General features: G+C 34.6%; 25 protein-coding genes. 24 read left to right on the top strand and 1 reads right to left on the bottom strand.

Annotation, left to right across the window (positions count from 1 at the left end; genetic code table 11):
- The first annotated feature begins 53 nt into the window (after nt 1-53).
- The 6 genes from HYG84_RS03965 (at nt 54) to HYG84_RS03940 (ending at nt 6,331) form a co-directional block, all read left to right on the top strand.
- Nucleotides 54-1,193 (top strand): sensor histidine kinase, encoded by a 1,140-nt coding sequence (locus HYG84_RS03965; protein ID WP_212380836.1) that lies wholly within the window; start codon nt 54-56, stop codon nt 1,191-1,193.
- Nucleotides 1,190-1,834, top strand: a complete 645-nt coding sequence (locus tag HYG84_RS03960; protein ID WP_212380835.1) for a response regulator transcription factor — start codon at nt 1,190-1,192, stop codon at nt 1,832-1,834. The genes HYG84_RS03965 and HYG84_RS03960 overlap by 4 nt, the downstream gene beginning before the upstream one ends.
- Before the next feature lie 110 nt (nt 1,835-1,944).
- Nucleotides 1,945-2,895, top strand: coding sequence for a hypothetical protein (locus HYG84_RS03955; RefSeq protein ID WP_212380834.1), 951 nt, complete (start codon nt 1,945-1,947; stop codon nt 2,893-2,895).
- Between the two features lies 1 nt (nt 2,896).
- Nucleotides 2,897-3,826 carry an ABC transporter ATP-binding protein gene (locus HYG84_RS03950; RefSeq protein WP_212380833.1) on the top strand — a complete coding sequence of 310 codons (930 nt, stop codon included), beginning with the start codon at nt 2,897-2,899 and terminating at the stop codon, nt 3,824-3,826.
- A gap of 12 nt (nt 3,827-3,838) precedes the next feature.
- Nucleotides 3,839-5,164, top strand: coding sequence for an ABC transporter permease (locus tag HYG84_RS03945; protein WP_212380832.1), 1,326 nt, complete (start codon nt 3,839-3,841; stop codon nt 5,162-5,164).
- Nucleotides 5,165-5,191: 27 nt separating this feature from the next.
- Nucleotides 5,192-6,331 (top strand): ABC transporter permease, encoded by a 1,140-nt coding sequence (locus HYG84_RS03940; protein WP_212380831.1) that lies wholly within the window; start codon nt 5,192-5,194, stop codon nt 6,329-6,331.
- A gap of 45 nt (nt 6,332-6,376) precedes the next feature.
- Here the strand turns inward: HYG84_RS03940 and speD are convergent, their stop codons facing one another.
- On the bottom strand, nt 6,377-7,195 hold the full coding sequence (gene speD / locus HYG84_RS03935) for an adenosylmethionine decarboxylase (protein WP_212380830.1): 819 nt from the start codon (nt 7,193-7,195) through the stop codon (nt 6,377-6,379).
- Nucleotides 7,196-7,560: 365 nt separating this feature from the next.
- Here speD and HYG84_RS03930 point away from each other — a divergent pair, with 365 nt between their 5' ends.
- The 18 genes from HYG84_RS03930 to HYG84_RS03845 all read left to right on the top strand — a co-directional run bounded on the left by HYG84_RS03930 (nt 7,561) and on the right by HYG84_RS03845 (nt 24,773).
- Nucleotides 7,561-8,514: a DUF1385 domain-containing protein gene (locus tag HYG84_RS03930; protein WP_212380829.1), complete on the top strand. Its 954-nt coding sequence runs from the start codon at nt 7,561-7,563 to the stop codon at nt 8,512-8,514.
- Nucleotides 8,508-9,374 (top strand): peptide chain release factor N(5)-glutamine methyltransferase, encoded by an 867-nt coding sequence (prmC, locus tag HYG84_RS03925; RefSeq protein ID WP_212380828.1) that lies wholly within the window; start codon nt 8,508-8,510, stop codon nt 9,372-9,374. Before HYG84_RS03930 ends, prmC begins: the two co-directional genes overlap by 7 nt.
- A 64-nt stretch (nt 9,375-9,438) precedes the next feature.
- Nucleotides 9,439-10,512, top strand: a complete 1,074-nt coding sequence (prfA, locus tag HYG84_RS03920) for a peptide chain release factor 1 (RefSeq protein WP_212380827.1) — start codon at nt 9,439-9,441, stop codon at nt 10,510-10,512.
- Nucleotides 10,513-10,623: 111 nt separating this feature from the next.
- On the top strand, nt 10,624-11,361 hold the full coding sequence (locus HYG84_RS03915; protein ID WP_212380826.1) for a ZIP family metal transporter: 738 nt from the start codon (nt 10,624-10,626) through the stop codon (nt 11,359-11,361).
- Between the two features lie 76 nt (nt 11,362-11,437).
- Complete coding sequence (locus tag HYG84_RS03910; RefSeq protein WP_212380825.1) at nt 11,438-11,881, top strand: FHA domain-containing protein; 444 nt, start codon at nt 11,438-11,440, stop codon at nt 11,879-11,881.
- Complete coding sequence (locus HYG84_RS03905; protein WP_249168706.1) at nt 11,881-13,167, top strand: FtsW/RodA/SpoVE family cell cycle protein; 1,287 nt, start codon at nt 11,881-11,883, stop codon at nt 13,165-13,167. The genes HYG84_RS03910 and HYG84_RS03905 overlap by 1 nt, the downstream gene beginning before the upstream one ends.
- Nucleotides 13,157-14,560: a peptidoglycan D,D-transpeptidase FtsI family protein gene (locus HYG84_RS03900; protein ID WP_212380824.1), complete on the top strand. Its 1,404-nt coding sequence runs from the start codon at nt 13,157-13,159 to the stop codon at nt 14,558-14,560. Before HYG84_RS03905 ends, HYG84_RS03900 begins: the two co-directional genes overlap by 11 nt.
- A gap of 4 nt (nt 14,561-14,564) precedes the next feature.
- On the top strand, nt 14,565-15,623 hold the full coding sequence (locus HYG84_RS03895) for an L-threonylcarbamoyladenylate synthase (RefSeq protein ID WP_212380823.1): 1,059 nt from the start codon (nt 14,565-14,567) through the stop codon (nt 15,621-15,623).
- A gap of 166 nt (nt 15,624-15,789) precedes the next feature.
- Entirely contained in the window at nt 15,790-16,584 is a 795-nt protein-coding gene (locus HYG84_RS03890) for a M55 family metallopeptidase (protein WP_212380822.1), read from the top strand.
- 46 nt (nt 16,585-16,630) lie between these two features.
- Nucleotides 16,631-18,247, top strand: coding sequence for an ABC transporter substrate-binding protein (locus tag HYG84_RS03885; protein ID WP_212380821.1), 1,617 nt, complete (start codon nt 16,631-16,633; stop codon nt 18,245-18,247).
- 78 nt (nt 18,248-18,325) lie between these two features.
- Entirely contained in the window at nt 18,326-19,252 is a 927-nt protein-coding gene (locus HYG84_RS03880) for an ABC transporter permease (RefSeq protein WP_212380820.1), read from the top strand.
- 14 nt (nt 19,253-19,266) lie between these two features.
- Nucleotides 19,267-20,118 (top strand): ABC transporter permease, encoded by an 852-nt coding sequence (locus HYG84_RS03875; protein ID WP_212380819.1) that lies wholly within the window; start codon nt 19,267-19,269, stop codon nt 20,116-20,118.
- A 17-nt stretch (nt 20,119-20,135) separates the two neighbouring features.
- Complete coding sequence (locus HYG84_RS03870) at nt 20,136-21,128, top strand: ABC transporter ATP-binding protein (protein WP_212380818.1); 993 nt, start codon at nt 20,136-20,138, stop codon at nt 21,126-21,128.
- A 59-nt stretch (nt 21,129-21,187) separates the two neighbouring features.
- The gene (locus tag HYG84_RS03865; protein ID WP_334301093.1) at nt 21,188-22,102 is read left to right on the top strand and encodes an ABC transporter ATP-binding protein; all 915 of its coding nucleotides are present in this window, start codon (nt 21,188-21,190) and stop codon (nt 22,100-22,102) included.
- A gap of 133 nt (nt 22,103-22,235) precedes the next feature.
- Nucleotides 22,236-22,733 (top strand): low molecular weight protein arginine phosphatase, encoded by a 498-nt coding sequence (locus tag HYG84_RS03860; RefSeq protein ID WP_212380816.1) that lies wholly within the window; start codon nt 22,236-22,238, stop codon nt 22,731-22,733.
- Between the two features lie 236 nt (nt 22,734-22,969).
- Complete coding sequence (gene rpiB / locus HYG84_RS03855) at nt 22,970-23,422, top strand: ribose 5-phosphate isomerase B (protein WP_212380815.1); 453 nt, start codon at nt 22,970-22,972, stop codon at nt 23,420-23,422.
- A gap of 45 nt (nt 23,423-23,467) precedes the next feature.
- Nucleotides 23,468-24,097: a uracil phosphoribosyltransferase gene (upp, locus tag HYG84_RS03850; RefSeq protein ID WP_212380814.1), complete on the top strand. Its 630-nt coding sequence runs from the start codon at nt 23,468-23,470 to the stop codon at nt 24,095-24,097.
- A gap of 238 nt (nt 24,098-24,335) precedes the next feature.
- Complete coding sequence (locus tag HYG84_RS03845; protein ID WP_212380813.1) at nt 24,336-24,773, top strand: deoxycytidylate deaminase; 438 nt, start codon at nt 24,336-24,338, stop codon at nt 24,771-24,773.
- Nucleotides 24,774-24,847: the final 74 nt, after the last annotated feature.

The following is a 24,847-nucleotide window of genomic DNA, read 5'->3' as shown; positions in this document are numbered from 1 at the left end:
TTATTTTTTATGCCTATTTAACAAGGCTATTACAAAATGGGTAGGTGCAATCTATGAAAAAAGTTATATACATTGCAAAGCCTTTACTAGCAACTGTTTTATTCAGTTTGGCTCTAGCCTTTGAAAATGCTTCTAAGGAAAGAGCTATCATTTTAATGGGAATATTTATATTTTATATTTTGTGGGGAATGATTAGACCGTCTTTTCACCAGAAGTGGGCATGGATTATATTATTAGATGGTATTTTAATATTTTTATTAGAACATTACTCGAAATATTTGGTTAATTATTTCTTTCATTTTTTATATGTAGTTGTCATATTAGAGGCAGGTATTACTTTAAATAGCAGAAGATGGGGTAATACAGCTGCCATTTTCTTTTCTTTATTATCCATGGGCAAATTTTCCTATGCCCTTTATGTAATGCCTAATGCTAAAACTATTGCTGAATTTTTCTTTAACTTTTTAGCTCTAGCATTTATTGTTACACTTATTAATTATGGAAAATTACAATCTGAAGGAAGAGCACAGCAGGAAATATTGTATAAAGAACTTCTGAGGGCTTACGATAAACTAAAGGAGTATAGCCAGATGCGAGAAGAAGCCCTTGCTTTAAAGGAGAGAAATAGAATAGCTGGAGAGCTTCATGACAGTGTAGGACATAGCCTAACTTCATTGATTATGCAAATAGAAATGTTGGACCATCTTTATCAAAAAAATGAAGACATTTCCGATCTATTAAAAGACATTAAAAATAATGGAAGGCAAGCTTTGATTGGAACTCGTGAAGCCGTGGCGGCGTTAAATGAACAACCTAATAAAAGTATTGAAGATATAATCAGCATGTTAAAATCTTTTCAAAAAGATACTAATGTGGAAATAGATTATAATATTCCATCGGTTTATTTGCTACCAGAAGAAGGTATTGTTCTTTATCGTGTTCTTCAAGAGGCTCTAACTAATGCATTGCGTCATGGGAAGTGTAGTAGGATAGAAGTTAAATGTGAAGTGATCAAGGAAAACTTTTATTTTTATATTGAAGATGATGGTGTAGGATCTAATAATAAAAATGGTTTTGGTCAGAGGAATATGAAGGAAAGGATAGAATCATTGGGTGGGAGTATGGAGGTTATAACTGGGCGGCCATACAAGATTAAGGGATTTTTTTGCTTAAGGAGAGATGAGATTATATGATACGTATAGCAATTATTGACGATCAGCCTATTGTTAGACAAGGGCTAGCTATGGTATTGGGAAGTGAAAAAGATATAGAAGTGGTGGCAAAGGGTGGAGATGGTTTTGAAGCTATTGAAATTTGTAGCAAAAATTGTATCGATGTTATGCTAATGGATATCAAAATGCCTAGCCTTAATGGGGTAGAGGCCACTAGAAAAATTAAGGAGCAGCACTCTAATGTTAAAATTATTATTTTAACTACATTTAATGAAGATGAGTATATTTTTGAAGCCTTAAAATATGGTGCATCTGGTTACCTATTAAAAGATGCTTTGCCCGAAAAGATTGCTGAAGCTATACGGATTGTTTATAATGGTGGAGCTCAAATTCAACCTGATGTAGCAGTAAAGGTAGTAGAGAAGTTTAAAAGCTATGGAAAAAAACATGAAGTTAGAGACAAAAGAATAGAGGATTTAACCGAGAGAGAAATTGATATTATTCGATGTGTAGGAGAAGGAAAAAGTAATAGGGAAATTGCTAAGGAACTTTTTATTTCTGAGGGGACAGTAAAAAATCATATAACTAACATACTTAATAAGTTATCCTTAAGAGATAGGACTCAATTAGCTATTTTTAGTATTAATAATAATTTAGTATAGACATGACTTTTGTCATGTTTTTTTTATGAAAGATATATCCTTAGATAGATAGGAAAAATGCTGTACTATTCTATAATAATATTAAGATACTTATTAAGGAGGATTAGAATATGAAGAAAATAGTATTGATTTTTACTACATTATTAATATTATTAACGGGATGTAGCAGTTCTGCCTACGAAACCTATAGTAAAGCATTAGAAAAAACGGAAGGAGTATCTTCAGGGAAGGTGAAAATGACTCAAGAGGCCCATGTGGAATTTAATACTGAGGGTTTAGATAAAAAGGTTTTGGAGGAGCTAAGGAAGTGGGAGAAATTTAATGTAGATATGGAATGTACCTTCGATAAGGAACAGGAAGTAAGTATTACGAATATATATGGAGAGTTTTATGACTTTGGTATTGAAGGGAAGCTTTATGAGCAAAAAAATAATTTGTATGTAGTAACTCCATTATTACCTAAAGTATTGGTATTAAAGGGTGATGATCTTAAAGGAGAAGAAATAGAAAAACTTGAAAAGCAGTTTTTGATTAAGGATTTTAAAGATTTTGAAAAGATATGGAAGGAAGTAATCGATAGAGAAAATGTTTCTAAGCTTGGAAATATCGTTATATCTACTCCAGAAGGAGATATAAAAGCTAAAGAATTTCATATTACTCTTACTAAGGAGGACATAATGCCTCTAATGATAGAGGGTACAAAAATGTTTAATCAGATAATGATAGAGCAAATGAAAGCAAATAACATTTCTGTAGATCCTAAAGAAATAGAAGAACAGTGTAAAAAGGCAATAGAGGAAATAGATTTTGAGAAAATATACCATAGGGCCTACATTGATAAAGATGGGTTTGTGGTAGAGGAAGAGACTCATTTAATAATTAATTTTCCTTCTACAAAGGGAGGATATATTAAAAGAATTGATTTTAAAGGAAATGTACAAAATTGGGATCTGAGTAAACAAGTAAAAGCTATAATACCAGAATTAACTGATGAAAATACAATGACCATAGAAGAGTTAAAGGAAAGTGGCTTTAACAAGAAGCTTAAAGGGGGCGCATAAAGTGATAGAGGTTAAAGAAATAAGAAAAAACTTTAAGAAGGTGGAGGCGGTTAAAGGTGTATCTTTAACTATTAATGATGGGGAAATTTTAGGTTTATTAGGTCCAAATGGAGCAGGAAAATCTACCACTATCTCTATAATATCTACTTTGTTTCCTCCTAGTTCTGGAGAAGTGCTTTACAAAGGTAAAGATATATTAAAAAATCCTAAGGGCTTTAGAGAAATACTAGGTGCGGTTCCACAGGAGATAGCACTATACCCTGAATTAACAGGCTATGAAAATTTAAGGTTTTTTGGAAAGGTTTATGGGCTTAAGGGTAAGGAGCTAGAGCAGAGAATACAAGAGGTTTTAGAGATTGTAGGATTAAATGGTCGAGTGAGAGATTTGGTTAAAAGCTACTCTGGAGGAATGAAAAGAAGAGTAAACATTGGTTGTGCTCTACTCCATAAACCTAAAATACTAATTATGGATGAACCTACAGTGGGTATAGATCCACAATCAAGAAATCATATTTTGGAAACTGTTAAAAGGTTAAGAGAAGAAGGAATGACTATTATATATACTAGTCACTACATGGAAGAGGTAGAATACCTATGTGATCGTATTTATATAATGGATCACGGTGAAATTATTGCTACAGGTAGTAAAGAAGAACTTAAAGAACAGATTTCCAACGAAGAAACCATGGAAGTTATATTTGAAACTATTCAGGATGATACCATAGAAGTATTGAAAAATATAGTTGGAGTTAAAGCAGTTAATAGTAATGATAATATGATTACTTTAATTTATGAAAAGGGAATTAATATATTGCAGCTAGTGTTTGAAAAAGCCCAAGATAGACAGGAAAAAATTATTTCAATTCAAATAAAGACCCCTACATTAGAGGATGTTTTCTTAAAGCTAACTGGAAGAACTATAAGGGATTAGGGGGTATATTAAATGCTATTAAATTTAATAGGTAAGGATATAAAAAGAGCCCTTAGGAATCGGAAATCACTACTAATCTTATTGGTGATGCCTGCTGTTTTAATTACTATATTAGGGTTTTCTATAGGTAGGCTTTTAGATAATGAAGATGGCTGGATGGCGCATTCGACAATAGGTATAGTCAACTTAGATAATGCACAAGAAGGTAGAGAAAAGATAATAAATACAATAAGTCAGTTGGCAGGTGAAGAAGAGTCCTTCGATATTGAAGAAATAAAGGAAAACATGAAGTCCTTTGACTTTGAAAAAATATTATTAGAAGATATATTTGGTTCGGAAGCTTTATCAAAATTTTTAAGCTATGAAATATTGGGAGAGGAAGAGGCACTAAATCTATTAGAAAAAGAAGAACTTAGTGCTGTAATCATTATTCCAGAGGACTTTACCTATTATACTATGATGAATTTAGCCTCTCCTTTCATTTATAGACAACAGGTACAAGTATTAAAAAGTAAAAATAATAGTTTTACAGGAAATATTGTAGAAGAAATAATGACTGGTTTTACTAATGTGCTATCATCAGGAATAATTGCTAAAAGTAGCCTTTTTGAAATAGGGGCAGAAATGGGAATCGGAGATAAGTTGCAAACCGAGATAGGGACTTTGCTTGAAGGGGTATTATCACAGTCTTCCACAATAAAACTGCAGATGGAAAACAGAAATGCAGTGAAGTCGGTTAATGGAATGCAGTATTATTCCGTAGGGATAGCAATGATGTTTGTGCTTTATGTGGCAGGCTACGGTGCAAAATATGCTTTTGATGAAAAGTACTATCATACCTATGAACGACTTAGAATAAGCAATGTTACAAAGGGACAGATTTTAATGAGCAGAGGGATTACAACCTTTTTAATTGCTTTTATGCAAATAGTTATTTTAATTATATACTCGTCCCTAATTTTTAGCATTAGCTGGGGAGAGCCTTTGAATGTACTGACTTTAACTATATCCGTAGCTTTAGCGGTGGGGGGAATAAGTGCTTTTTTAACAGCTATAAATTATAAAATTGGAAATACCAAAATATCTAATATGTTTGAAAATGTTATTATTATGATTTTTGCCTCTTTAGGAGGAAGTTTCTTTCCTATAAAGGGTGCACCATTGCTTGGAAAAATGGGTTCCTTAACGCCTAATGGTACTGCTATAAATGGATATATTAAGTTGATGCAAGGCTATGGGATAGGAGAGATCGTTGGAAGCTTAACAGTGCTAATTAGTATTTTTATAGGTTCTTTGGTGCTAGCAGTAATAATACTAAAACAAGGGGAGGTGGCATAGTTGTTTTCCATATTATATTCTAAAATTATGGCATTTAAAAGAAATATGGGTTTGGTTATATTGATGACTATTTTCCCTATTGTTCTTACATTAATTTTTGGAGGAGTAAACTCAGGGGGAGGAAAACAAACACTACCCATTGTTAATGAGGATAATAGTGTTTACTCTAGGAGGCTTATAGATGAAATTAAAAAGTCTAATTCTTATCGTATTAAAGAAGTAGATTCTGAGGAAGCAGAAAGATTAGTACGGGAACAGGATGTATTCTTTGCCCTAGTAGTTCCACAAGGTTTTAAGGAGGCAATTGAAGAAGGCAAAGAAGGCTCTCTTATAATTGCCAGAAGTGTGGAAACTTTAGACATTTATGGGCTGCAGGGAGTTCTAAACAGTGCAGTACGAAAAATAGTTATTCAAAGTAATATTGTTAATAAAGGGGTAGAGATTTTAAATAAGTACAAGAAGAAAGAGGATGCTGCAGAACGATTTTATCAGTTGGTAGAGAGTAAGTGGGAAGAGCAAAGACCTATTACTGTAAGAGCGAAAGTGTTAGGAGAAGATAATAATAAAAAAATAAATTCTACTACATCAATTTCTGCAGGTTTTTTACTGTTCTTTTCCATGTATCCAATATTATTTTTAGTTGGAGATATTTTAGAGGATAAGAAATTGTTGATATGGGATCGACTGATGATTTCTCCTGTATCAAAAATAGAAATATATGCGGCTAATCTTATTTTTGCCTTTACAATAGGAATGGCACAAATGCTAGTTTTAGTTTTACTTAATAAGATAATATTTAAGATTACATGGACAGAAAATGTTATTGGATTCGTGTTGCTTTTGGGAGTATTTGCATTCACAGTTATAGGGTTAGGCTTATTTCTAACATCCTTTCTTAAAACCTCTCAGCAACTTTCAAGTGTAGCTCCAATAGTGCTAACGAGTACCTCTATGTTAGGTGGACTAATGTGGCCTATAGAGATTATCACTAATAAATTTCTTCTTCTTTTAGCAAGATTTACGCCTCAATTTTGGGCTATGGATGCCATGAAAAAACTTATAACGTACAACGCGCCTACTCAAGACATACTTTTTCCTATAATGGTATTGCTTTTAATGGGGATAATTTTAATGGGAGTTGGCTTGCAAATAACCGAAGGTAAATAGGCAGATGGCAAGTGTAGCAAATGCTCTCTTGCCATCTTTCTATATCTATATCTTTGGCATATTCCTACCATAAAAAATTTCATTCATTTCTTTTTTAAGCTTTTGTTTAATTTTCGTTCTTTCCTTAGGCAAAAGCTCTTTTTTATTTGTACCAAACAAATAGTTATCTAGGTCGAATTTTTTTAACATCATTTTAGTATGGAATATATTTTCCTGATATACGTTTACGTCAATAGCTTGATAAAAATCTAAAGTATTTCGCGGTATATAATTTTGTATAGAGTTTATTTTATGATCTATATAAAATTTCTTTCCATTAACATCTCTAGTAAAGCCGCGTACTCTATAGTCTATAGTCATAATGTCGGACTCAAAGCTATGGATTAAAAAATTTAGAGCCTTTAGTGGAGAAATGCAACCACAGGTAGATACGTCTATATCTGCTCTAAAGGTGCTTATGCCATCATCTGGATGGCTCTCTGGATAAGTATGGACTGTGATATGGCTTTTATCTAAATGACCTAAAACTGAGGTAGGTATTGGCCCAGGGCTTTCTTCAAATTGGGATTCATTTTTGTGAGAAGGAGTTAATTCTCCCTCAGATACTAACATAGTTACACTGGCACCTTGAGGGTCGTAGTCCTGTTTTGCTATATTTAATATATTAGCACCTATTATTTCCGCAACCTGGGTTAATATAGAGGTCAATCTTGCAGCATTGTACTGCTCATCTATATATTCTATATATCTTTTTCTATCCTCTGGAGTTTTTGCATAACAAATATCATAAATATTAAAACTTAGGGATTTTGTAAGGTTATTAAAGCCATATAGTTTTAACTTTTTTATAGTTTTTATCTCCATTCATAATTCTCCTTTGATTATATAATGAAAGCTTTGTTGAAAAATAAAATTTTTCTTAGTCAAAGTATATTTTGTTTAATGTATATTTAATCAATGTTGTATATGATTAATATGCACTATTTGATAGTTTTTTACCCCATCTTGATCTTAAAAAGTTTTTATACGCAACTATTTATCCTTTGTGGAAATCAAAAAGTGGGGTATAATTAAAATAGATAATAAACAACACTTGATTCAATGGGGTTTTGATACCACCTGAATTATAACTGCAGCTTGAGCACTTGAAAATTTTAAATAGATTTTAAGCGTCGCAGAAGATAAAATTTTCGTTAATAACTTAATCCAAAATTGAAAGGAAGAAATCTATGAGCAAATTAGGCCATAAGGTGGCAAAGCCAACCTCTATAGGAGGTCAGGCTTTAATAGAAGGTGTTATGATGAAAGGCCCAAAGGATATAGCGATAGCTGTTAGAACACCAGATAATCAAATAACAGTAAAAAAAGAACCTGTAACAGGTATTGTTGAAAAATATAAGTTAAATAAAATTCCTTTTTTAAGAGGGGGTATAGCTCTTATAGATTCGATGGTACTTGGAGTACGGTCGCTAAACTATGCAGCAGATATAGCTATGCCGGAAGAAGAAACTAGTGAAGAATCTAGTAAACTAGAAGGTTTTTTAGAGAGGATTTTTAAAGATAAGCTAAATGATGTATTAATCTATTTTTCAGTATTTGTAGCTCTTTTAATATCAGTTGCAGTCTTTGTTTTAGGACCAACCCTGTTAACTGGAGCATTGAAAAATGTAATAACTACTACATTAGGATTAAATCTAATAGAAGGAATTTTACGTTTAAGTCTGTTTGTAGGATATATCGCTATTATTTCTAAAATGGAAGATATAAAAAGAGTTTTTCAATATCACGGAGCAGAGCATAAAACTATCTATTGCTATGAAAATGGTGAAGACCTTACTGTAGAAAATGTAAGAAAATATTCTACACTTCACCCTAGATGCGGAACTAGCTTTCTTTTTATAGTTATGATGGTTAGTATGATACTTTTCTCCATTATTGGTTGGAGTGACCCTATTACTAGAGTTGTAAGCCGATTGATTCTAATGCCTGTAGTAGCTGGAATTTCCTACGAAATTATTAGAATTGCTGGTAAAAGTCAATCTGCACTTATGTCTATAGTAAGTTACCCGGGAATGGCGATGCAAAAATTAACAACTATAGAACCAGATGATGGACAGATTGAAGTAGCTATAGAAGCTCTTAAAAATGTTTTAGTAGAAGATGGGGATGCGGCATTATGGTAAGTATCGGACAACTGCTAAGGGAAGGGACAGAAAAGTTACAGATAGCAGGTATAAGCACACCTAGGCTAGATTCAGAGGTTTTACTTTATGATTTATTAGATGTAGAGAGGATTTATCTGCATATGTATCCCGAAAAGGAAGTTTCTAAGAAAGTCCAAGAAAGTTTCTGGTGTCGAATAGAAAAAAGAACTAATCATATGCCTATCCAATATATTGTAAACAAACAGGAGTTTATGGGCATAGATTTTAAGGTAGAAGAAGGAGTGTTAATCCCTAGGGGAGATACGGAGATTTTAGTTGAAAAGGTAATAAATATTTATGAAAATGATTATTCGCCTAATAAGGTGAAAATAATGGATATAGGAACTGGGAGCGGTGCTATTGTAGTTAGTTTAGCTAAGTATATTAATAATTCTTTGTTAACCGCAATAGATATTTCACCTAAGGCTTTGGATGTTGCAAAAAAAAATGCCAGTGCACACTGTGTAGAAAATAGAATTACATTTCTTGAAGGAAGTTTATTTAACCCAATCCATGGGAAAAATGAATATAAAACCTATGATTTTATAATATCTAATCCCCCATATATTCCTAGAGCTGTAGTAGAAACCCTGCACCCAGGAGTAAAAGATTATGAGCCACGTTTAGCCTTAGATGGCGGAGAGGATGGACTAGACTTTTATAGGGAAATTACTATAGCTGCTAAAGATTATTTAAAAGATGAAGGCTGGCTATTGTTTGAAATTGGTCATGATCAAGGGGAATCTGTTAGTAGGCTTTTAAATATCAATGGGTTTAGGAATGTTGAAGTATTAAAGGATTTGGCAGGACTCGACCGTGTGGTGTTAGGGAAAAAATAGTAGAAAAAAATAAAATATTATGATATAATTTAACATTGGTAAAAACGTAAATGAGGTGAAGTAAATGCTAGATAAACTAGCTTTTTTAGAAGAAAAATATGAGGATTTAAGTGAAAAAATAGGTGATCCAGAAGTAATTAATAATCAAAACCAATGGAAAAAATTAGTTAAAGAACATTCAGACTTAGAAGAAATAGTAGTAAAATATCGTGAATATAAGGCAGCCGAAGAAGGACTACAGGGTGCTAAGGAGATTCTTAGAGATAAGGAAGCAGATGATGAATTAAAGGAAATGGCTAAAATGGAAATTAGTGACCTTGAAGACCAGATACAAGTTCTTGAAGATGAACTAAAGATTTTACTATTACCTAAAGATCCTAACGATGATAAGGACGTTATTGTAGAGATTCGTGCTGGAGCTGGCGGAGACGAGGCCGGATTATTTGCAGCGGATTTATTTAGAATGTACACAAGATATGCAGAAAGCGTAGGCTGGAAGGTTGAAATGATGAGTGCCAACGACACTGGAGTAGGTGGATATAAGGAAGTTATATTCATGATTAAGGGACACGGTGCATACTCAAAGTTGAAGTATGAAAGTGGCGTTCATCGTGTACAAAGAATTCCAAGTACGGAATCTGGCGGTAGAATTCATACATCTACAATAACTGTAGCCGTATTACCTGAAGTAGATGATGTAGACTTTGAATTAAATATGAACGATATTCGGGTAGACGTATTCCGTTCTTCTGGAAATGGTGGACAGTCAGTTAATACAACAGACTCTGCTGTTCGTGTTACGCATATACCTACTGGTGCTGTTGTATCTTGCCAAGACGAAAAGTCTCAGCTTAAAAACAAGGAAAAGGCATTAAAGATCTTAAGAGCAAGATTACTTGATATTTTAATTCAAGAGCAACAGGCAGAAATTGCACAAAACAGAAAGAGTCAAGTAGGAACTGGAGATAGAAGTGAGAGAATTAGAACATATAACTTCCCGCAAGGACGTATTACAGATCATCGTATTAACTTGACTATATATAAGTTGGATTCTTTCTTAAATGGCGATATTGAAGAAATGATTGATGCTTTAATTACTACAGACCAGGCCGAAAGAATGCAGGAAGCAGGTAACTAATATAATAACAGTGAAAAGTGAGGACAACAGTTCTCACTTTTTATTTATAAATCCCCCAATAGTTGAATATACATTAAGTGTTATATTATTCGCTGAATTGGAGGAGATTTCATGAGTCATTTAGCAAGCACTACCCTAATAGGATTTATAGTTGGAGTTTTAGGTACAGGACTTGGAGGAGCATTTAGCTTTTTTATGAAAAATCCATCTAGACGTTTTTTAAGTAGTATTATAGGATTGTCTGGTGGAGTTATGCTTGCAATAGTTGCATTTGAATTGCTGCCAGAGGCATTTGATATTGCGGGGGTAACAAATACCGCTATAGGCTTAGGTATGGGAGCTATTATATCTGCATTTTTAGATAGTCTAATTGCCCCATCTACAAAAACTAGGTTATCAGAAAAACAGGGCTACTTAAAAACTGGTATTTTGCTAGGGTTAGGTATTGCGCTACATAACTTTCCGGAGGGTCTTGCAATTGGCTCAGGATTTGCAGCAGAAAGTAGATTAGGTATTAGCCTTGCGATAGTAATTGCACTACATAATGTGCCAGAGGGTATTGCTATGGTAGTTCCTATGAAGATAGGGGGCTATGGGACTTTAAAGGCATTTTTGCTTACTTTATTAGTAGGTGCACCTATGGGACTGGGAGCATATTTTGGTGTGTTAATTGGGGAAATGGCTTATGGACTTATTGGAATTTGTCTTGCCTTTGCAGGTGGAACCATGCTATATATTACAATTGGCGAGCTTATTCCAAAGGGAAAAGAGCTAGATAAGGGACGTATTTCCACAATATTTGCTATATTTGGATTTATTTTGGGTATTATAATTTCTAAAAGATTCTAGAAGTTGTTGTTAATTTCTTCATTTTTGGTATACAATATGTTTAAACAATAAATTGAAAGGCTAAGGGTGAAGTCTCATGTTTAAAATCCTTTCATGGATTATAAGATATTTATTTATAATTTTGATATATTATTTCCTTTATGGGATTATTAGACTTATATATTTAGATATTCAATCTATTAACAAGATTAATCAAAAAGGATATAATAATCCCTATTTAAAGCTTATTAATAGAAAGGAACGTCTTGACTTTGATATACAGGAGTTTTATGATCTGAAAGACGTAACGACTATTGGACGAGCAAAGGGAAGCACCATTCAGCTGTTGGACAAGTATATTTCTTCTAATCATGTAAAAATAACTATGGACGAGGGAGAGTACTTTTTAGAGGACCAAGGTAGCGTTAATGGAACCTATTTAAATAGTACAAAGATAGAAGATGTAGCTAAACTTAAAAATGGAGACCGTATTGGCATAGGGCAAGTGGAGTTTCTATTTGTAAAAGAGGTGGTAGAATAATGAACATCTATAACCGATTTAAAATAAGACGACCTATTTACATATTAATAATTATAAACCTATTGTTTTTCGGGTTGCTTTATTTATATGTTCAGCCATTGGATTATTCAATATTAGCGGCAGGTGGAGGAGTAATTGGGTTAATGCTAGTCTCCTATGTTGTTATTGTGAAAAGGCAGATGGGGGATCAGTATATATTCTTAATTATATCTATGTTAACTAGCCTAGGTATTATAATGCTCTATCGCCTAAACCCATCCTATGGATTTAAACAAATTAAAATATATGGACTTGGGGTTATCCTATATTTTTTATCCTATATATTTTTTAGGCTTATAAAAAATTGGGATCGCTATATATTTTTTTACATCGGCTTTAATATTCTACTGTTTTTAGCAACCTTTGCTTTTGGAACTAACATAAAGGGAGCAACTAACTGGATTAATATAGCCGGATTCTCTTTTCAACCTGCGGAGGTAATTAAAATAAGCTTTGTGTTTTTTATTGCTTCATACTATAAGCTAAGACTTAGTTCCGATGAGGAGGTAGTTCTTTCTAAACAGTTAGACAAATACAAGGCAAAGATTAAAAATGTATATGTATTTTTAGGTCTAGTTTATATGCATATTTTCTTCCTGCTACTTCAAAGAGAGCTAGGTATATCTATGCTCTTTTACATTGTATTTCTAAGTATATTCTATATTTATGAAGAAGATCAAAAACTGATTTTTTATAACTTAGGTTTGGCAGTAATAATAGCCATACTGAGTTATTTTACTATGAGCCATGTAGAGGTTAGATTAACTACATGGATTAATCCTTGGAAGGACATTTCTGGAAGAGGATATCAAATTACTCAATCTTTATTTGCTATTGCAGCAGGAGGATTTTTTGGAACAGGTTTAGGCCTTGGTAATCCAGAGTATATTCCAGAGGTACACACGGATTTTATTTTTTCTGCCATATGCGAAGAGATGGGTGTATTTGGTGGAATGGCTGTGGTACTTCTTTACTTTATATTAACCTATAGGGGATTTAAAATAGCTCTAACAATTAAGGAACCTTTCAAAAAAATTGTTGCTCTTGGTATAACTTTAATATATGGATATCAAACATTTATTATAGTTGGGGGAGTTATTAAACTAATTCCACTTACTGGAGTTACACTTCCATTTGTTAGTTATGGCGGAACCTCTTTGATTTCAGCATTTATATCCTTTGGTATTTTACAGGCTATTTCTAAAAAAACCTTAGAGGGAGAGGAGGTAGCTTTAATTGGAGAGTAATAGAAAAATAGTTCACGTAATTGTATTTATGAGCCTTTTATTTTTTAGTATAATAGGTTATTTAACCTATATTCAAATATTTAGAGCAGATAAAATGGCGCAAAATCCTTATAATAAAAGACGATTTGCTATAGAGGATAAAACTATAAGGGGGACTATTTACGACCGTAATGGTGTTGTATTGGCAGAAACTCAAGTTGGGGAAGACGGTACAATGAAAAGACTATATACTCACAACAGATTATATAGCCATATTATAGGTTATAGCTCTAAGCAGTATGGGAAGGCAGGTATAGAGTCCTACTATAATGATCAATTACTAGCTCTAACAGCTGATAATCCTTTAGCTAAACTTAGACAAAGTATTACAGGTGAGCGTATTAAAGGACATAATCTACTGCTTACTATAGACCATGAATTGCAAAAAAAGGCAGAAAGCTTATTGGATGGAAAAACAGGATCAATTGTAGCTATGAACCCTAAAACAGGAGAAGTATTGGCTATGGTAAGTAAGCCGGATTATAATCCAAATAGTCTAACAGATGACTGGTCCAAGCTTGTAGAGGATGAAAGAAGTCCTCTGCTTAATAGAAGTCTTTCTGGGCTATATCCGCCAGGATCTATATATAAGTCTATTATAGCTGCTGGTGTGCTTCAAAATGGTAATATAGACACTAATTATGACTGTACAGGCTCTATAACTATAGACGGATATGTTTTAACGGATGCTAATAAAAATGGCCATGGTTACTTAGATTTAAAACAATCTATAATAGTGTCTTGTAACACTAACTTTGCAAGAATGGGAGTAGAACTAGGAAGTAAAGCAGTGACAGATATTTCTAAAGCCTTTTTAATTGGTGGAAAGTTGAAATCTGATATGCCTATTGCTCAAAGCAGATATCCTTACAGCCAAGGTATGAATCCTACTGACATAGCTGCTGTGTCCATAGGTCAAGGTAAGCTATTGGTGACCCCAATGCATATGGCTGCTGTAGCTTCTACATTTGCTAATAAAGGAGTTATGATGTCTCCTTATATAGTAGAGGAAGTTAGAAGTGCCGATGGAAGGGTAGTGTCATCTGCCAAAAGTGAAGGTACTCAAGTTATTGCTGAAACTGTAGCTGATGAAGTAACAGATATGATGGTGGCAGCAGTAAACCAAGGGACAGGTAGTAATGCAAGTATATGGGGAGTAGATGTTGCAGGAAAAACCGGGACTGCACAAAATGAAACTGGAGCAAATCATTCTTGGTTTATAGGTTTTGCACCTGCCAATGATCCACAGATTGCGGTTGCGGTTATTTTAGAGTCTGAGGGAAGAAGTGGTGGAGCAGCAGCGGCTCCAATTGCAAGAGATGTAATAAGGCAGGGTTTAAAAGGAGGACAATAGATTAATGAAGGACACAATGATTATAGAAATAGATACTACTGAGATAGATAGTAGGTTAATGAATGAATGCGCAAATATTTTAAAACAAGGAGGGACAGTGGCGTTTCCTACAGAAACTGTATATGGTCTAGGAGCTAACGCATTGGACTCAAAGGCTGTAAAAAAAATATTTGAAGCTAAGGGGAGACCCTCTGATAATCCACTAATAGTTCATGTTGCTAAAACGGAGGAAATATTACCATTAGTAAAAGAAATACCTGAAAAGGCTCATAGGGTTATAGAAAAATTTTGGCCTGGGCCTCTAACACTTATTTTTGAAAAAAGTAGTATTATTCCCCATGAAATATCTGCTGGACTTTCTACGGTAGCTATTAGAATGCCTAGTCATCCTATAGCCATTAGGCTTATTGAGGAGTCTGGAGTACCTATAGCTGCTCCTAGTGCTAATATTTCTGGTAGACCAAGTCCTACTAAGGCAGAGCATGTAGTAGAGGATCTAATAGGCAAGGTAGATGCCATAATTGCAGGAGGAGCTTGTAATGTTGGTGTAGAGTCAACTGTTTTAGATATGACTGGAGAAGTACCTATGATATTACGTCCAGGTGGAGTTACTAAGGAAATGTTGGAGGAAGTGCTAGGAGATGTGAGTATAGATCCAGCTGTTGAGAATCCTAATGAAATAAAGGAAGCTCCTAAAGCGCCGGGCATGAAATATACCCACTATGCACCCAAAGCTGACGTTATAATTATTCAGGGAGACTTGAATAACACCGTAAATAAAATAAAAGATATTAGACTTAGTTACGAAGCAGAGAATAAAAGAGTTGGTATAATTTGCACCGACGAGACTAGGGATGAGTATGATGGAGGTATAGTAAAATCCATGGGTAGCAGAAAACACCCAGTAACAATAGCAGCTAACCTATTTAAAGTGTTAAGAGAATTTGATGATACTGATGTAGAGATTATTTTATCCGAGGCTGTAGACACTGTAGAAATTGGACAGGCTATAATGAACAGATTAAAAAAAGCAGCGGGCTACCGAATAATAGAAGCCGAATGATTCGTCATTCGGTTTTTTTATTGCACACATATCCGCATTCGGCATAGGCTAATAGAAATGACCCAAAAATAAAAAACTAACAATCATACTATTGGAAAAAAGAATATAAAATAATAAATATAGAAGAGATATAATAGAAATACATTGTAGAGAAAGGATGAGTAATATGAAAATATACATATCTGCTGATATGGAAGGAATTGCGGGAATAGTTCATGGAGATCAAACAGAAGAAGGCGCAGAGTTTATGCAATCTAGAAAATTAATGACCGAGGAGGTAAACGCTGCCATTCGAGGGGCATTTTCTGGGGGAGCCACAGAAGTGTTAGTAAACGACTCTCATAATACTATGAGAAACATCATAATAGAAGATTTAGACCCTAGAGCTAGTTTAATTTCTGGTAATAAAAAGCCTCTATCAATGATGGAAGGTGTAGACATGGGTTTTGATGGCGTAATACTTGTTGGATACCATGCCAAAGCTGGAGCACCAGGGGTAATATCCCACACCTATTCAGGTATAATTAGAAGCTTAAAGATTAATGGATACGAGCTAGGAGAAGCCGGTTTAAATGGACTAGTAGCAGGATGCTTTAATGTGCCTCTTATAATGGCAACGGGGGATGATAAACTATGTGAAGAAGTAAGGGCATTTTTTGGAGAAGTAGAAACAGTGGCAGTAAAACGATATATAAGCCGAAACGCAGCGCAATCTAGACCACTTAAGGATGTTTATAAAGATATTGAAGCTACTGCAAAAAAAGCAGTAAAGGGCATAAAAAACTTTAAGCCGAAACGATTAGAAGGACCATACGCAATGGAGGTTGTCTTCCAAAACATTATACTGACTGATATGGCAGCTGCCAGAATTCCGGGGGTAAAAGCTGTAGATTCTAGTACTATTAATTTTAATTCTACAGAGGTTTTAGATGTATTTAAGGTATTTTTAAATATATCATAAAAGAAAAGGAGTGAAGAATTTGTTTAAGAGGAGAAGGTCCTTGTTAATGATAACCATTATTCTAAGCCTTACCCTAGCTATTACAGCCTGTAGAGGAAAGGTAGAAAATACGGAAGAAGTCAAAACTGGCGATACACATACACAAGGAGAAACCTCTAAATACGGGGGTATTTATGAGTCGTATATTGCATCTGACTTTAATACACTTGACCCAGCCTTTGCTACAGCTGCCTTAGATGGGGAAATAGTTTCCCTTCTTTACGATGCATTAGTCCGTTTCGATATAGATGGAAAAATAGTTCCGGGTTTAGGTAAATCTTGGGAGCTTCCAGATGATAAAACATTGATATTCGACCTAGTAGACAATGCTAAATTCCATAATGGAAATAAAGTTACTGCCAATGATATTAAATACTCCTTTGAAAGAGTATTAGATCCAGATGTTGCTAGTCCAAGGACTTGGGTTTTTGACAAAATAATGGGAGCTAAGGACTTTATGGAAGGAACAGCTGAAGAGGTTACTGGAATAGAAGTAATTGACGACTATAAAATAAAAATTACTTTAGAAGAGCCCTTTGCTCCATTTCTATCTATGATGGGAATGCCTGCGGCACATATTGTAGATAAAAATGAGATTGAAAAATATTCAGATCAAAATGACTATGCATTAAAGCCAGTTGGAACAGGACCTTATGCTTTTGTAGAGTTTAAGCCAGGGGATAGATTTGTTGTTAAGGCCAATGAAGAATATTTTGCTGGCAGGCCATTTTTAGATGGAATTAACTATAGGGTTATAAAAGATAATTCTACTGCTATTGCAGAATTTGAGGCAGGTAATCTTGATGTACTATCTATACCTTCCGTAGAAATAGATCGCTTTGCTAATAATCCACAGTATAAACCATATATTATTAATAACAATACTTTCTGGAACTACTATATAGGTACCATGAATGACAAAGCACCATTTGATAACAGAAATCTTCGCCAAGCAGTGCATTATGCAATAAATCGAGAGGCTATACTTAATGCAGTAATTCCAAACACATCAGTAGCTAGCCATGGTCCAATTCCTCCAGGACTTGATGGGTATAGATCGGATATAACTTCTTATTCATACAATCCAGAAAAGGCTAAGGAAATTCTTTTGGAGGAAGGCTATTCTAAAGAAAATCCATTAAAGGTTAAGTTTTACCATGCAGAGTCTGCATCTAACGTAGCTTTATTAGAGCCGGTTCAAGCTATGCTTAATGAAGTAGGTTTTAAAGTAGAACTTGTATCTATGGAATGGAATGCCTATAGAGCAGCTGTAAGGCAGGGAGAACCAGATTTGTTTTATTTAAGCTGGGGGGCAGATTATCCAGATGCTGAAAACTATCTTTATCCATTATTCCATTCTACTATGACAGACGGTGGAGGAAACGAAACTAGATATTCTAACCCGGAGGTTGATGCACTTCTAGAACTTTCTCATAAAACTCAAGATTATAAGGAGAGAATTAAGCTATACCAACAAATTGAGGATAGGGTAATAGAAGATTCTCCACGTATATGGATGTACTTAAGTAGAAACTGGACTGTATATAAGCCTAAAGTACAGGGAGTTCAAATTTATCGTATATTTAATGCAGATAAGAAGTTGGATATTTGGTTGGACAAATAAATATAGTATTTAGATTGCAGGGGCAAAAGCCCCTGTAACTATATTAATTTACATATAGCTTGTAAGGAGGGATAGATATTGCTTTCATATTTAGCACGTCGATTACTTCTACTTATTCCTGTAATCATTGGTGTTACTATAGTTACATTTCTACTTCTATACGTAGTGCCAGGGGATGTAGTAACTATGATAGTTGGAGAGAGAGCCAGTGCAGAGATTATTGAAAAAACAACAATAGAACTAGGCTTAGACAAGCCTTTTCATGAGCAATACTTAATCTACATGTCTAAACTTACTAGGGGGGACCTTGGAAAATCCAATGTTAACCATCAAAGTGTAGCTAAATCTATAGCTATACGTTTTCCAGTCACAATTAAACTTGCCATCTTTTCTTTTATTATTTCCGTAATTATAGGTATACTTGTAGGGGTTATATCTGCAGTAAGACAAAATACTCCTATGGATCAAATGTTACGATCTATCACACTTATCGGTGTTTCTACCCCAGTTGTATTTTCAGGGTTATTAATGATGTATATATTTGGTGTGTGGCTGAAATTACTTCCCATTTCTGGGGTAGGTGATGGAGGACTAAAGCACTATTTACTGCCATCTCTTGTTCTTGGACTAAACAGTGCTGTATTTAATGCTAGGCTAACCCGATCTTGTATGCTTGAGGTTATAAGACAGGACTATATTCGTACAGCTAGAGCAAAGGGTGTTTCGGAAAAAATAGTTATATATAAGCATGCCATGAGAAATGCTATGATTCCTATAATTACTAATCTAATTATGAGTATAGGTGCGTTGCTCACGGGCTCTGCCTTAACAGAAACTATTTTTGCACTTCCAGGCATAGGGTCCTTCACTATAAATGCTGTATTTGCCAGAGATGTACCTGTAGTTATGGGCTGTTTTGTTTTTCAAGCTCTCATATTTGTATTTGCAAATTTATTTGTAGATATTGCCTATGCCATTATAAATCCACGAATTCGCTTTAACTAAAGGAGGGGTAATTAATGCGAAAAAATACACCTTGGACCATGGCCAAAAGAAGATTAAGAAGAGATAGAAGTGCTATGATTGGACTATATATTATAATTTTTCTTATTTTAATTGCAATATTTGCCCCACTATTATCCCCATACGACCCTATTAATAGTTATGACTTAACTAAAAATTTGCAGCCACCTAGCAAAGACCATTGGTTCGGTACCGATTGGATGGGAAGGGATGTCTTCTCCAGGGTTTTGTATGGGTCTAGAATATCTTTAACTATAGGCCTTGCATCTAGAGCAGTAACCCTTACTATTGGAATAACCCTTGGAGCCATAGCGGGATATTTTGGGGGCAAACTGGATACTGTTATAATGCGTATTGCAGAAATTATGGATGCCTTTCCGAGTTTTCTTTTTGCTATAGCTATTTCCATGGCTGTGGGACCTAGTATATATACTGTATTTTTTGCTCTAGGATTTGTAGGTTGGTCTGGTATGGCTAGGCTTATAAGGGGACAGTTTTTAGCTCTAAGACAACTTGAATTTGTTGAGGCAGCCCACTCCATGGGTGCATCCCATCTTAGAATTATATTTACTGAAATTTTGCCTAGCTGTATGGCTCCTGTAATTATTTCTACTACTATGGGGATTTCCGGAGCAATTATGGCGGAGGCAGGCCTGGCCTTTTTAGGTCTTGGAGTACAGCCACCAGCACCTACTTGGGGGTCTATGATGAACTTTGGTAGACAATATATTTGGAGTTCCCCCCACCTAATTATATTTCCAGGTGTAGCCATAGCATTAACTGTATATGGCTTTAATCTATTTGGAGACGGATTAAGGGATGTATTAGATCCTAGGATGAAGGACTAAATAGGAGGGAATAAATTATGGATAATAATGTTTTATTAGAGGTTAAAAATTTAAGAACTCACTTTTATACCCAGGATGGAATTATGCCAGCTGTAGATGGCGTGTCCTTTAAAATAAATAGAGGTGAAACTTTATGTGTTGTAGGAGAATCTGGTTGCGGTAAAAGCGTTACAGCAATGTCAATATTAAAGCTGGTACCTACACCTCCAGGTAAATATGTTGCAGGGAATATTTTATTTTGTGGAGAAGATATTCTGCCTAAAACAGATGAAGAAATGAGGAAAATTAGGGGAAAAGATATTGCGATGATTTTTCAAGAGCCTATGACATCTCTCAATCCTGTCTATACAATTGGCGATCAAATTGCTGAAGCTATAATTATACATCAGAGAAAGAAAAGAACAGAGGCCATAGAAATAGCTATTAATATGCTTAGAAAGGTAGGTATACCATCTCCAGAGAAAAGGGTAAAGGAATACCCTCACCAACTAAGCGGAGGGATGCGCCAGAGGGTGATGATAGCTATGGCATTAAGCTGTAATCCTATGGTTTTAATAGCTGATGAGCCAACTACAGCTCTAGATGTAACAGTGCAGGCTCAAATATTAGATTTAATGAGGAAGATGCAAAAAGAAACCGGAACAGCTATTATGTTTATTACCCATGATCTAGGTGTTGTAGCAGAAATGGCCGACAGAGTAGTAGTTATGTATGCAGGTAAAATTGTAGAGGAAGGAGCAGTAGAGGAAATATTCGACTCTCCTATGCATCCTTATACAATAGGACTTTTAAATTCAATACCCCAATTAGATAATAGGGGTAAGAAAACCCTTCACGTTATAGAAGGGATGGTACCTAGCTTAGACGAATTACCAAAGGGATGTGCCTTTAACCCAAGATGTAAGGATGCTGTGGATATATGCAGGAAAAATAGACCAGAGCTAATTTCTCTAGGAGACGGAAGTAGGAAATGTGCTTGCTGGCTTAGGAGAGAAAGGGGGGAAAGCTAGTGAGAGATAAGCTTTTAGAGGTTAGTGGATTAAAAACATATTTTCCAATTACAGGGGGTATGTTTGGAACAACTAAGGGTTATGTTAAAGCTGTAGACGATGTTTCATTTCAAGTTTTTAAGGGAGAGACACTAGGTCTGGTTGGAGAGAGTGGATGTGGCAAGTCTACCACAGCAAGAACTATTTTACGTCTTATAGAAGCCACAGCTGGAAGCATAACTTTTGAAGATAAAGATATTTTATCTATGCCAAGAAAAGAATTTGTTAAGCTTCGTCGGGAAATGCAGATGATTTTTCAAGACCCCTACTCATCTTTAAACCCAAGAAAAATGGTAAGGGATATTATAGCTCAGCCCTTTAAAATCCATCATCCTAAAATGGGCAGTAAAGATAGAGAGGACGTAGTTAAAGGATTGCTAAAGGTTGTTGGCTTAGATCCTTCTCATTTAATACGTTACCCTCATGAGTTTAGTGGTGGACAAAGGCAAAGAATAGGCATAGCTAGAGCCTTAGCCCTTAACCCTAAGCTTATAATTGCAGACGAACCTGTTTCTGCCCTAGATGTTTCTATACAGTCCCAAATACTTAATTTACTAAATGAGCTACAACAGGAATTTAACTTAACATATATTTTTATAGCCCATAATTTAAGTGTTGTAAAACATCTAAGTGATAGAGTAGGGGTAATGTATTTAGGTAAACTAGTGGAGCTAAGTACTAGCGATGAAATTTATAGTTATCCTCTTCATCCCTATACAAAAGCCTTGTTTTCTGCAATTCCTATACCGAAGGTAGGAGCGAAAAAGGAATCTATAATTTTAGAAGGAGATGTTCCTAGTCCACAAAATCCGCCTAATGGTTGCAGATTTCATACAAGGTGTAGATATTGTATGAAAATTTGCAAGGAAGAAGAACCGGTTTTTAAACAGGTAGCTAGGGGGCATCATGTAGCTTGTCATTTGATGAGCAGATAAATATAAGCCCTCTAATAGTTTGATTAGCTACAGAGGGCTTAATTTGTGCTAAAATAAAAATAATAATATTTCATATATAAGACTAGAGATTTAGTAATACTTAGGATAAAAAGTTGATAAGGAGGCAAACTTTATGAAGACTATTTTATTTGTATGTACAGGGAACACTTGTAGAAGTAGTATGGTAGAAGGGTTATTTAAGCATATGCTAAAAAATGAAGAGAATAGCTTTAAAAGCATTAATGTAATTTCTGCCGGTACATGTGCATGGGAGGGAGATAATGCATCTCAACATGCAATAAAAGTGCTGAAGGAAAAAGACATAGATATAGAGAAGCATCGATCCACTCCCTTAACTCCAAAATTAATTAAAGAAGCAGATTTAATTTTAACTATGACATTAAATCATAAGATGTCAATATTACATATGTGCCCTAAGGCAAAGGATAAGGTATTTACTTTAAAGGAGTATGCTTTATATGGTAGAGAAAAGCTTTCTATATCGGATTTGTCTTATCAAAATAGTGATTATGATATAAAAGATCCTTTTGGACAATCCTTAGATATCTATAGGGAAAGTGCTAAAGAAATAGAACATTATCTACAAATACTAGTTGAAAAAATAAAATAAAGTTTGAAGGATTTTTTAAATTAATGTAGAATATAACTTAGGTTTATGTTTAATTGCCTTAAGTTTAAAGTATAAACTTTCTAATTATTGAAGACTTATAAGTGAATGGCAAGTTAGGAATACTCTAAGCACTTGAAATTTTAAATGAACGTTAAAAATTTCAGTGAGGCATGAGTGGATGCAATAGCATTAGACGGTTTTAGTTTAGATTTAAAATTAATAATGGGGGTGTGAATATGAAAATTGCAATAGGAAGCGACCATGGTGGGTATGGACTAAAGGAGCTTATCAAAAAACACCTACAGGAAAAAGGATTTGACATAAAGGATTTTGGTACGGATTCAACTACATCTACAGACTATCCTGACTTTGCTAGGGCAGTGGGTGAAGCTGTAGTAGCTGAAGAATTTGATAGAGGAATATTGGTTTGTGGCACGGGAATAGGTATATCCATTGCTGCTAATAAGGTACCAGGAGTACGGTGTGCTTTAGTTGGAGACTGTTTTTCTGCTAAGGCAACAAGGCAACATAACAATGCTAATATTATAGCTCTAGGTGAGAGGGTTGTAGGCCCTGGACTTGCTTTAGAAATTGTTGATACATGGCTAGGAGCTGAGTTTGAAGGCGGAAGGCACCAAAACAGAATTGATAAAATCACTGAAATTGAGAGAAAATACTCAAATCTGTAATTGAAATTTAATAACACATGGATTTTACTAAGGAGGAATAAAAATATGGGTAAAGTAACTGTTATTGATCATCCATTAATACAGCACAAATTAACTTTAATTAGAGATAAGAATACGGGTTCTAAGGAGTTTAGAGAATTAGTAAAAGAGATTTCGATGTTAATGGGATATGAGGTTACAAGAGATCTTTCCTTAGAAGAAATCGAAATAGAAACTCCAGTTTGTAAAATGAAGGCTAAAACTTTATGTGGTAGAAAACTAGGTATAGTTCCAATTTTAAGAGCAGGTCTTGGAATGGTAGACGGTATTTTAGAGTTAATACCAGCTGCAAAGGTTGGCCATGTTGGTCTATATCGTGATCCAGAAACATTGGTGCCAGTTGAATACTATGTAAAGCTACCTACAGATATTCATGAAAGAGAACTAATTGTACTAGATCCTATGCTAGCTACTGGTGGATCTGCTAATGCTGCAATAAGATTTATTAAAGACAGGGGAGCTTCAAGTATTAAACTTGTATGCTTAGTTTCTTGTCCAGAAGGAATAGCTGCTATTCAAGAACAGCATCCTGATGTAGATATTTATGTAGCTGCTATCGATGAAAAGTTAAATGATCATGCTTACATTATACCAGGTCTAGGAGATGCTGGAGATAGGCTATTTGGAACAAAATAATTATATATAACGTCTAAAAACATAGGGCGAGTTACTCCTATGTTTTTTATTATTCAAGAAGGTATAAAAAAGGTATAAAACTCTAAGTGCTATAAGAGTTGAGGCAATAGTATCATATAACTTTTACTGGAATAAATATTAAGATTTAATTACAAAGGCCTATAAATGATATGAAACATTCGAATATATGTTAAAATATAGAAATAAGAATAATTTTGCTTACTAAGGGGGAAAATTTATGCGTCCATCTTGGGATGAATATTTTATGGAAATGGCGGAAATAGTTAAAACACGGTCTACTTGTTTACGTAGACAGGTGGGGGCTGTTGTTGTTAAAGATAAAAGAATTTTAGCTAGTGGATATAATGGTGCTCCTACAGGGCTAAAGCATTGTGAGGAGACGGGATGTCTTAGAGAGCAGCTGGGGATACCTTCAGGGCAGCGACATGAACTTTGTAGAGGACTTCATGCAGAGCAAAATGCTATTATTCAGGCCTCGCTTCACGGAGTTAAACTAGAAGGGGCTACCCTTTACGTAACAATTCAGCCCTGTGTAGTATGTGCTAAAATGGTTATTAATGCAGGAATTAGCAAGTTGGTATTTAAAGGAGATTATCCTGATGAACTTTCTTGGCAAATGCTTCAAGAATCTGGAATTGAATTAAGAAGGATATAGTTGGTAAGTATATTAATAGATTGCTACATTTAAGATATTGGTGTAAAATAATTAGTTGAAGGGTTTGCTAAATA

The sequence above is a fragment of the Alkaliphilus sp. B6464 genome (assembly GCF_018141165.1).
Lineage (GTDB): Bacteria > Bacillota > Clostridia > Peptostreptococcales > Natronincolaceae > Alkaliphilus_B.
The sequence above is the reverse complement of the archived record's forward strand: the minus strand, read 5'-3'. Positions and strand labels throughout refer to the sequence as shown.

Excerpts from the sequence above, each read along its gene's own strand:
- HYG84_RS03955 (WP_212380834.1), top strand. The coding sequence starts at position 1,945 with ATGAAGAAAATAGTATTGATTTTTACTACATTATTAATATTATTAACG.
- upp (WP_212380814.1), top strand. The coding sequence starts at position 23,468 with ATGGGTAAAGTAACTGTTATTGATCATCCATTAATACAGCACAAATTA.
- HYG84_RS03915 (WP_212380826.1), top strand. The coding sequence starts at position 10,624 with ATGAGTCATTTAGCAAGCACTACCCTAATAGGATTTATAGTTGGAGTT.
- HYG84_RS03885 (WP_212380821.1), top strand. The coding sequence starts at position 16,631 with ATGATAACCATTATTCTAAGCCTTACCCTAGCTATTACAGCCTGTAGA.
- HYG84_RS03910 (WP_212380825.1), top strand. The coding sequence starts at position 11,438 with ATGTTTAAAATCCTTTCATGGATTATAAGATATTTATTTATAATTTTG.
- HYG84_RS03930 (WP_212380829.1), top strand. The coding sequence starts at position 7,561 with ATGAGCAAATTAGGCCATAAGGTGGCAAAGCCAACCTCTATAGGAGGT.
- HYG84_RS03965 (WP_212380836.1), top strand. The coding sequence starts at position 54 with ATGAAAAAAGTTATATACATTGCAAAGCCTTTACTAGCAACTGTTTTA.
- HYG84_RS03895 (WP_212380823.1), top strand. The coding sequence starts at position 14,565 with ATGAAGGACACAATGATTATAGAAATAGATACTACTGAGATAGATAGT.
- HYG84_RS03860 (WP_212380816.1), top strand. The coding sequence starts at position 22,236 with ATGAAGACTATTTTATTTGTATGTACAGGGAACACTTGTAGAAGTAGT.
- HYG84_RS03870 (WP_212380818.1), top strand. The coding sequence starts at position 20,136 with ATGGATAATAATGTTTTATTAGAGGTTAAAAATTTAAGAACTCACTTT.
- HYG84_RS03945 (WP_212380832.1), top strand. The coding sequence starts at position 3,839 with ATGCTATTAAATTTAATAGGTAAGGATATAAAAAGAGCCCTTAGGAAT.
- HYG84_RS03940 (WP_212380831.1), top strand. The coding sequence starts at position 5,192 with ATGGCATTTAAAAGAAATATGGGTTTGGTTATATTGATGACTATTTTC.
- HYG84_RS03865 (WP_334301093.1), top strand. The coding sequence starts at position 21,188 with ATGTTTGGAACAACTAAGGGTTATGTTAAAGCTGTAGACGATGTTTCA.
- rpiB (WP_212380815.1), top strand. The coding sequence starts at position 22,970 with ATGAAAATTGCAATAGGAAGCGACCATGGTGGGTATGGACTAAAGGAG.
- HYG84_RS03890 (WP_212380822.1), top strand. The coding sequence starts at position 15,790 with ATGAAAATATACATATCTGCTGATATGGAAGGAATTGCGGGAATAGTT.
- prmC (WP_212380828.1), top strand. The coding sequence starts at position 8,508 with ATGGTAAGTATCGGACAACTGCTAAGGGAAGGGACAGAAAAGTTACAG.
- HYG84_RS03875 (WP_212380819.1), top strand. The coding sequence starts at position 19,267 with ATGCGAAAAAATACACCTTGGACCATGGCCAAAAGAAGATTAAGAAGA.
- HYG84_RS03845 (WP_212380813.1), top strand. The coding sequence starts at position 24,336 with ATGCGTCCATCTTGGGATGAATATTTTATGGAAATGGCGGAAATAGTT.
- HYG84_RS03960 (WP_212380835.1), top strand. The coding sequence starts at position 1,190 with ATGATACGTATAGCAATTATTGACGATCAGCCTATTGTTAGACAAGGG.
- speD (WP_212380830.1), bottom strand. The coding sequence starts at position 7,195 with ATGGAGATAAAAACTATAAAAAAGTTAAAACTATATGGCTTTAATAAC.
- prfA (WP_212380827.1), top strand. The coding sequence starts at position 9,439 with ATGCTAGATAAACTAGCTTTTTTAGAAGAAAAATATGAGGATTTAAGT.
- HYG84_RS03905 (WP_249168706.1), top strand. The coding sequence starts at position 11,881 with ATGAACATCTATAACCGATTTAAAATAAGACGACCTATTTACATATTA.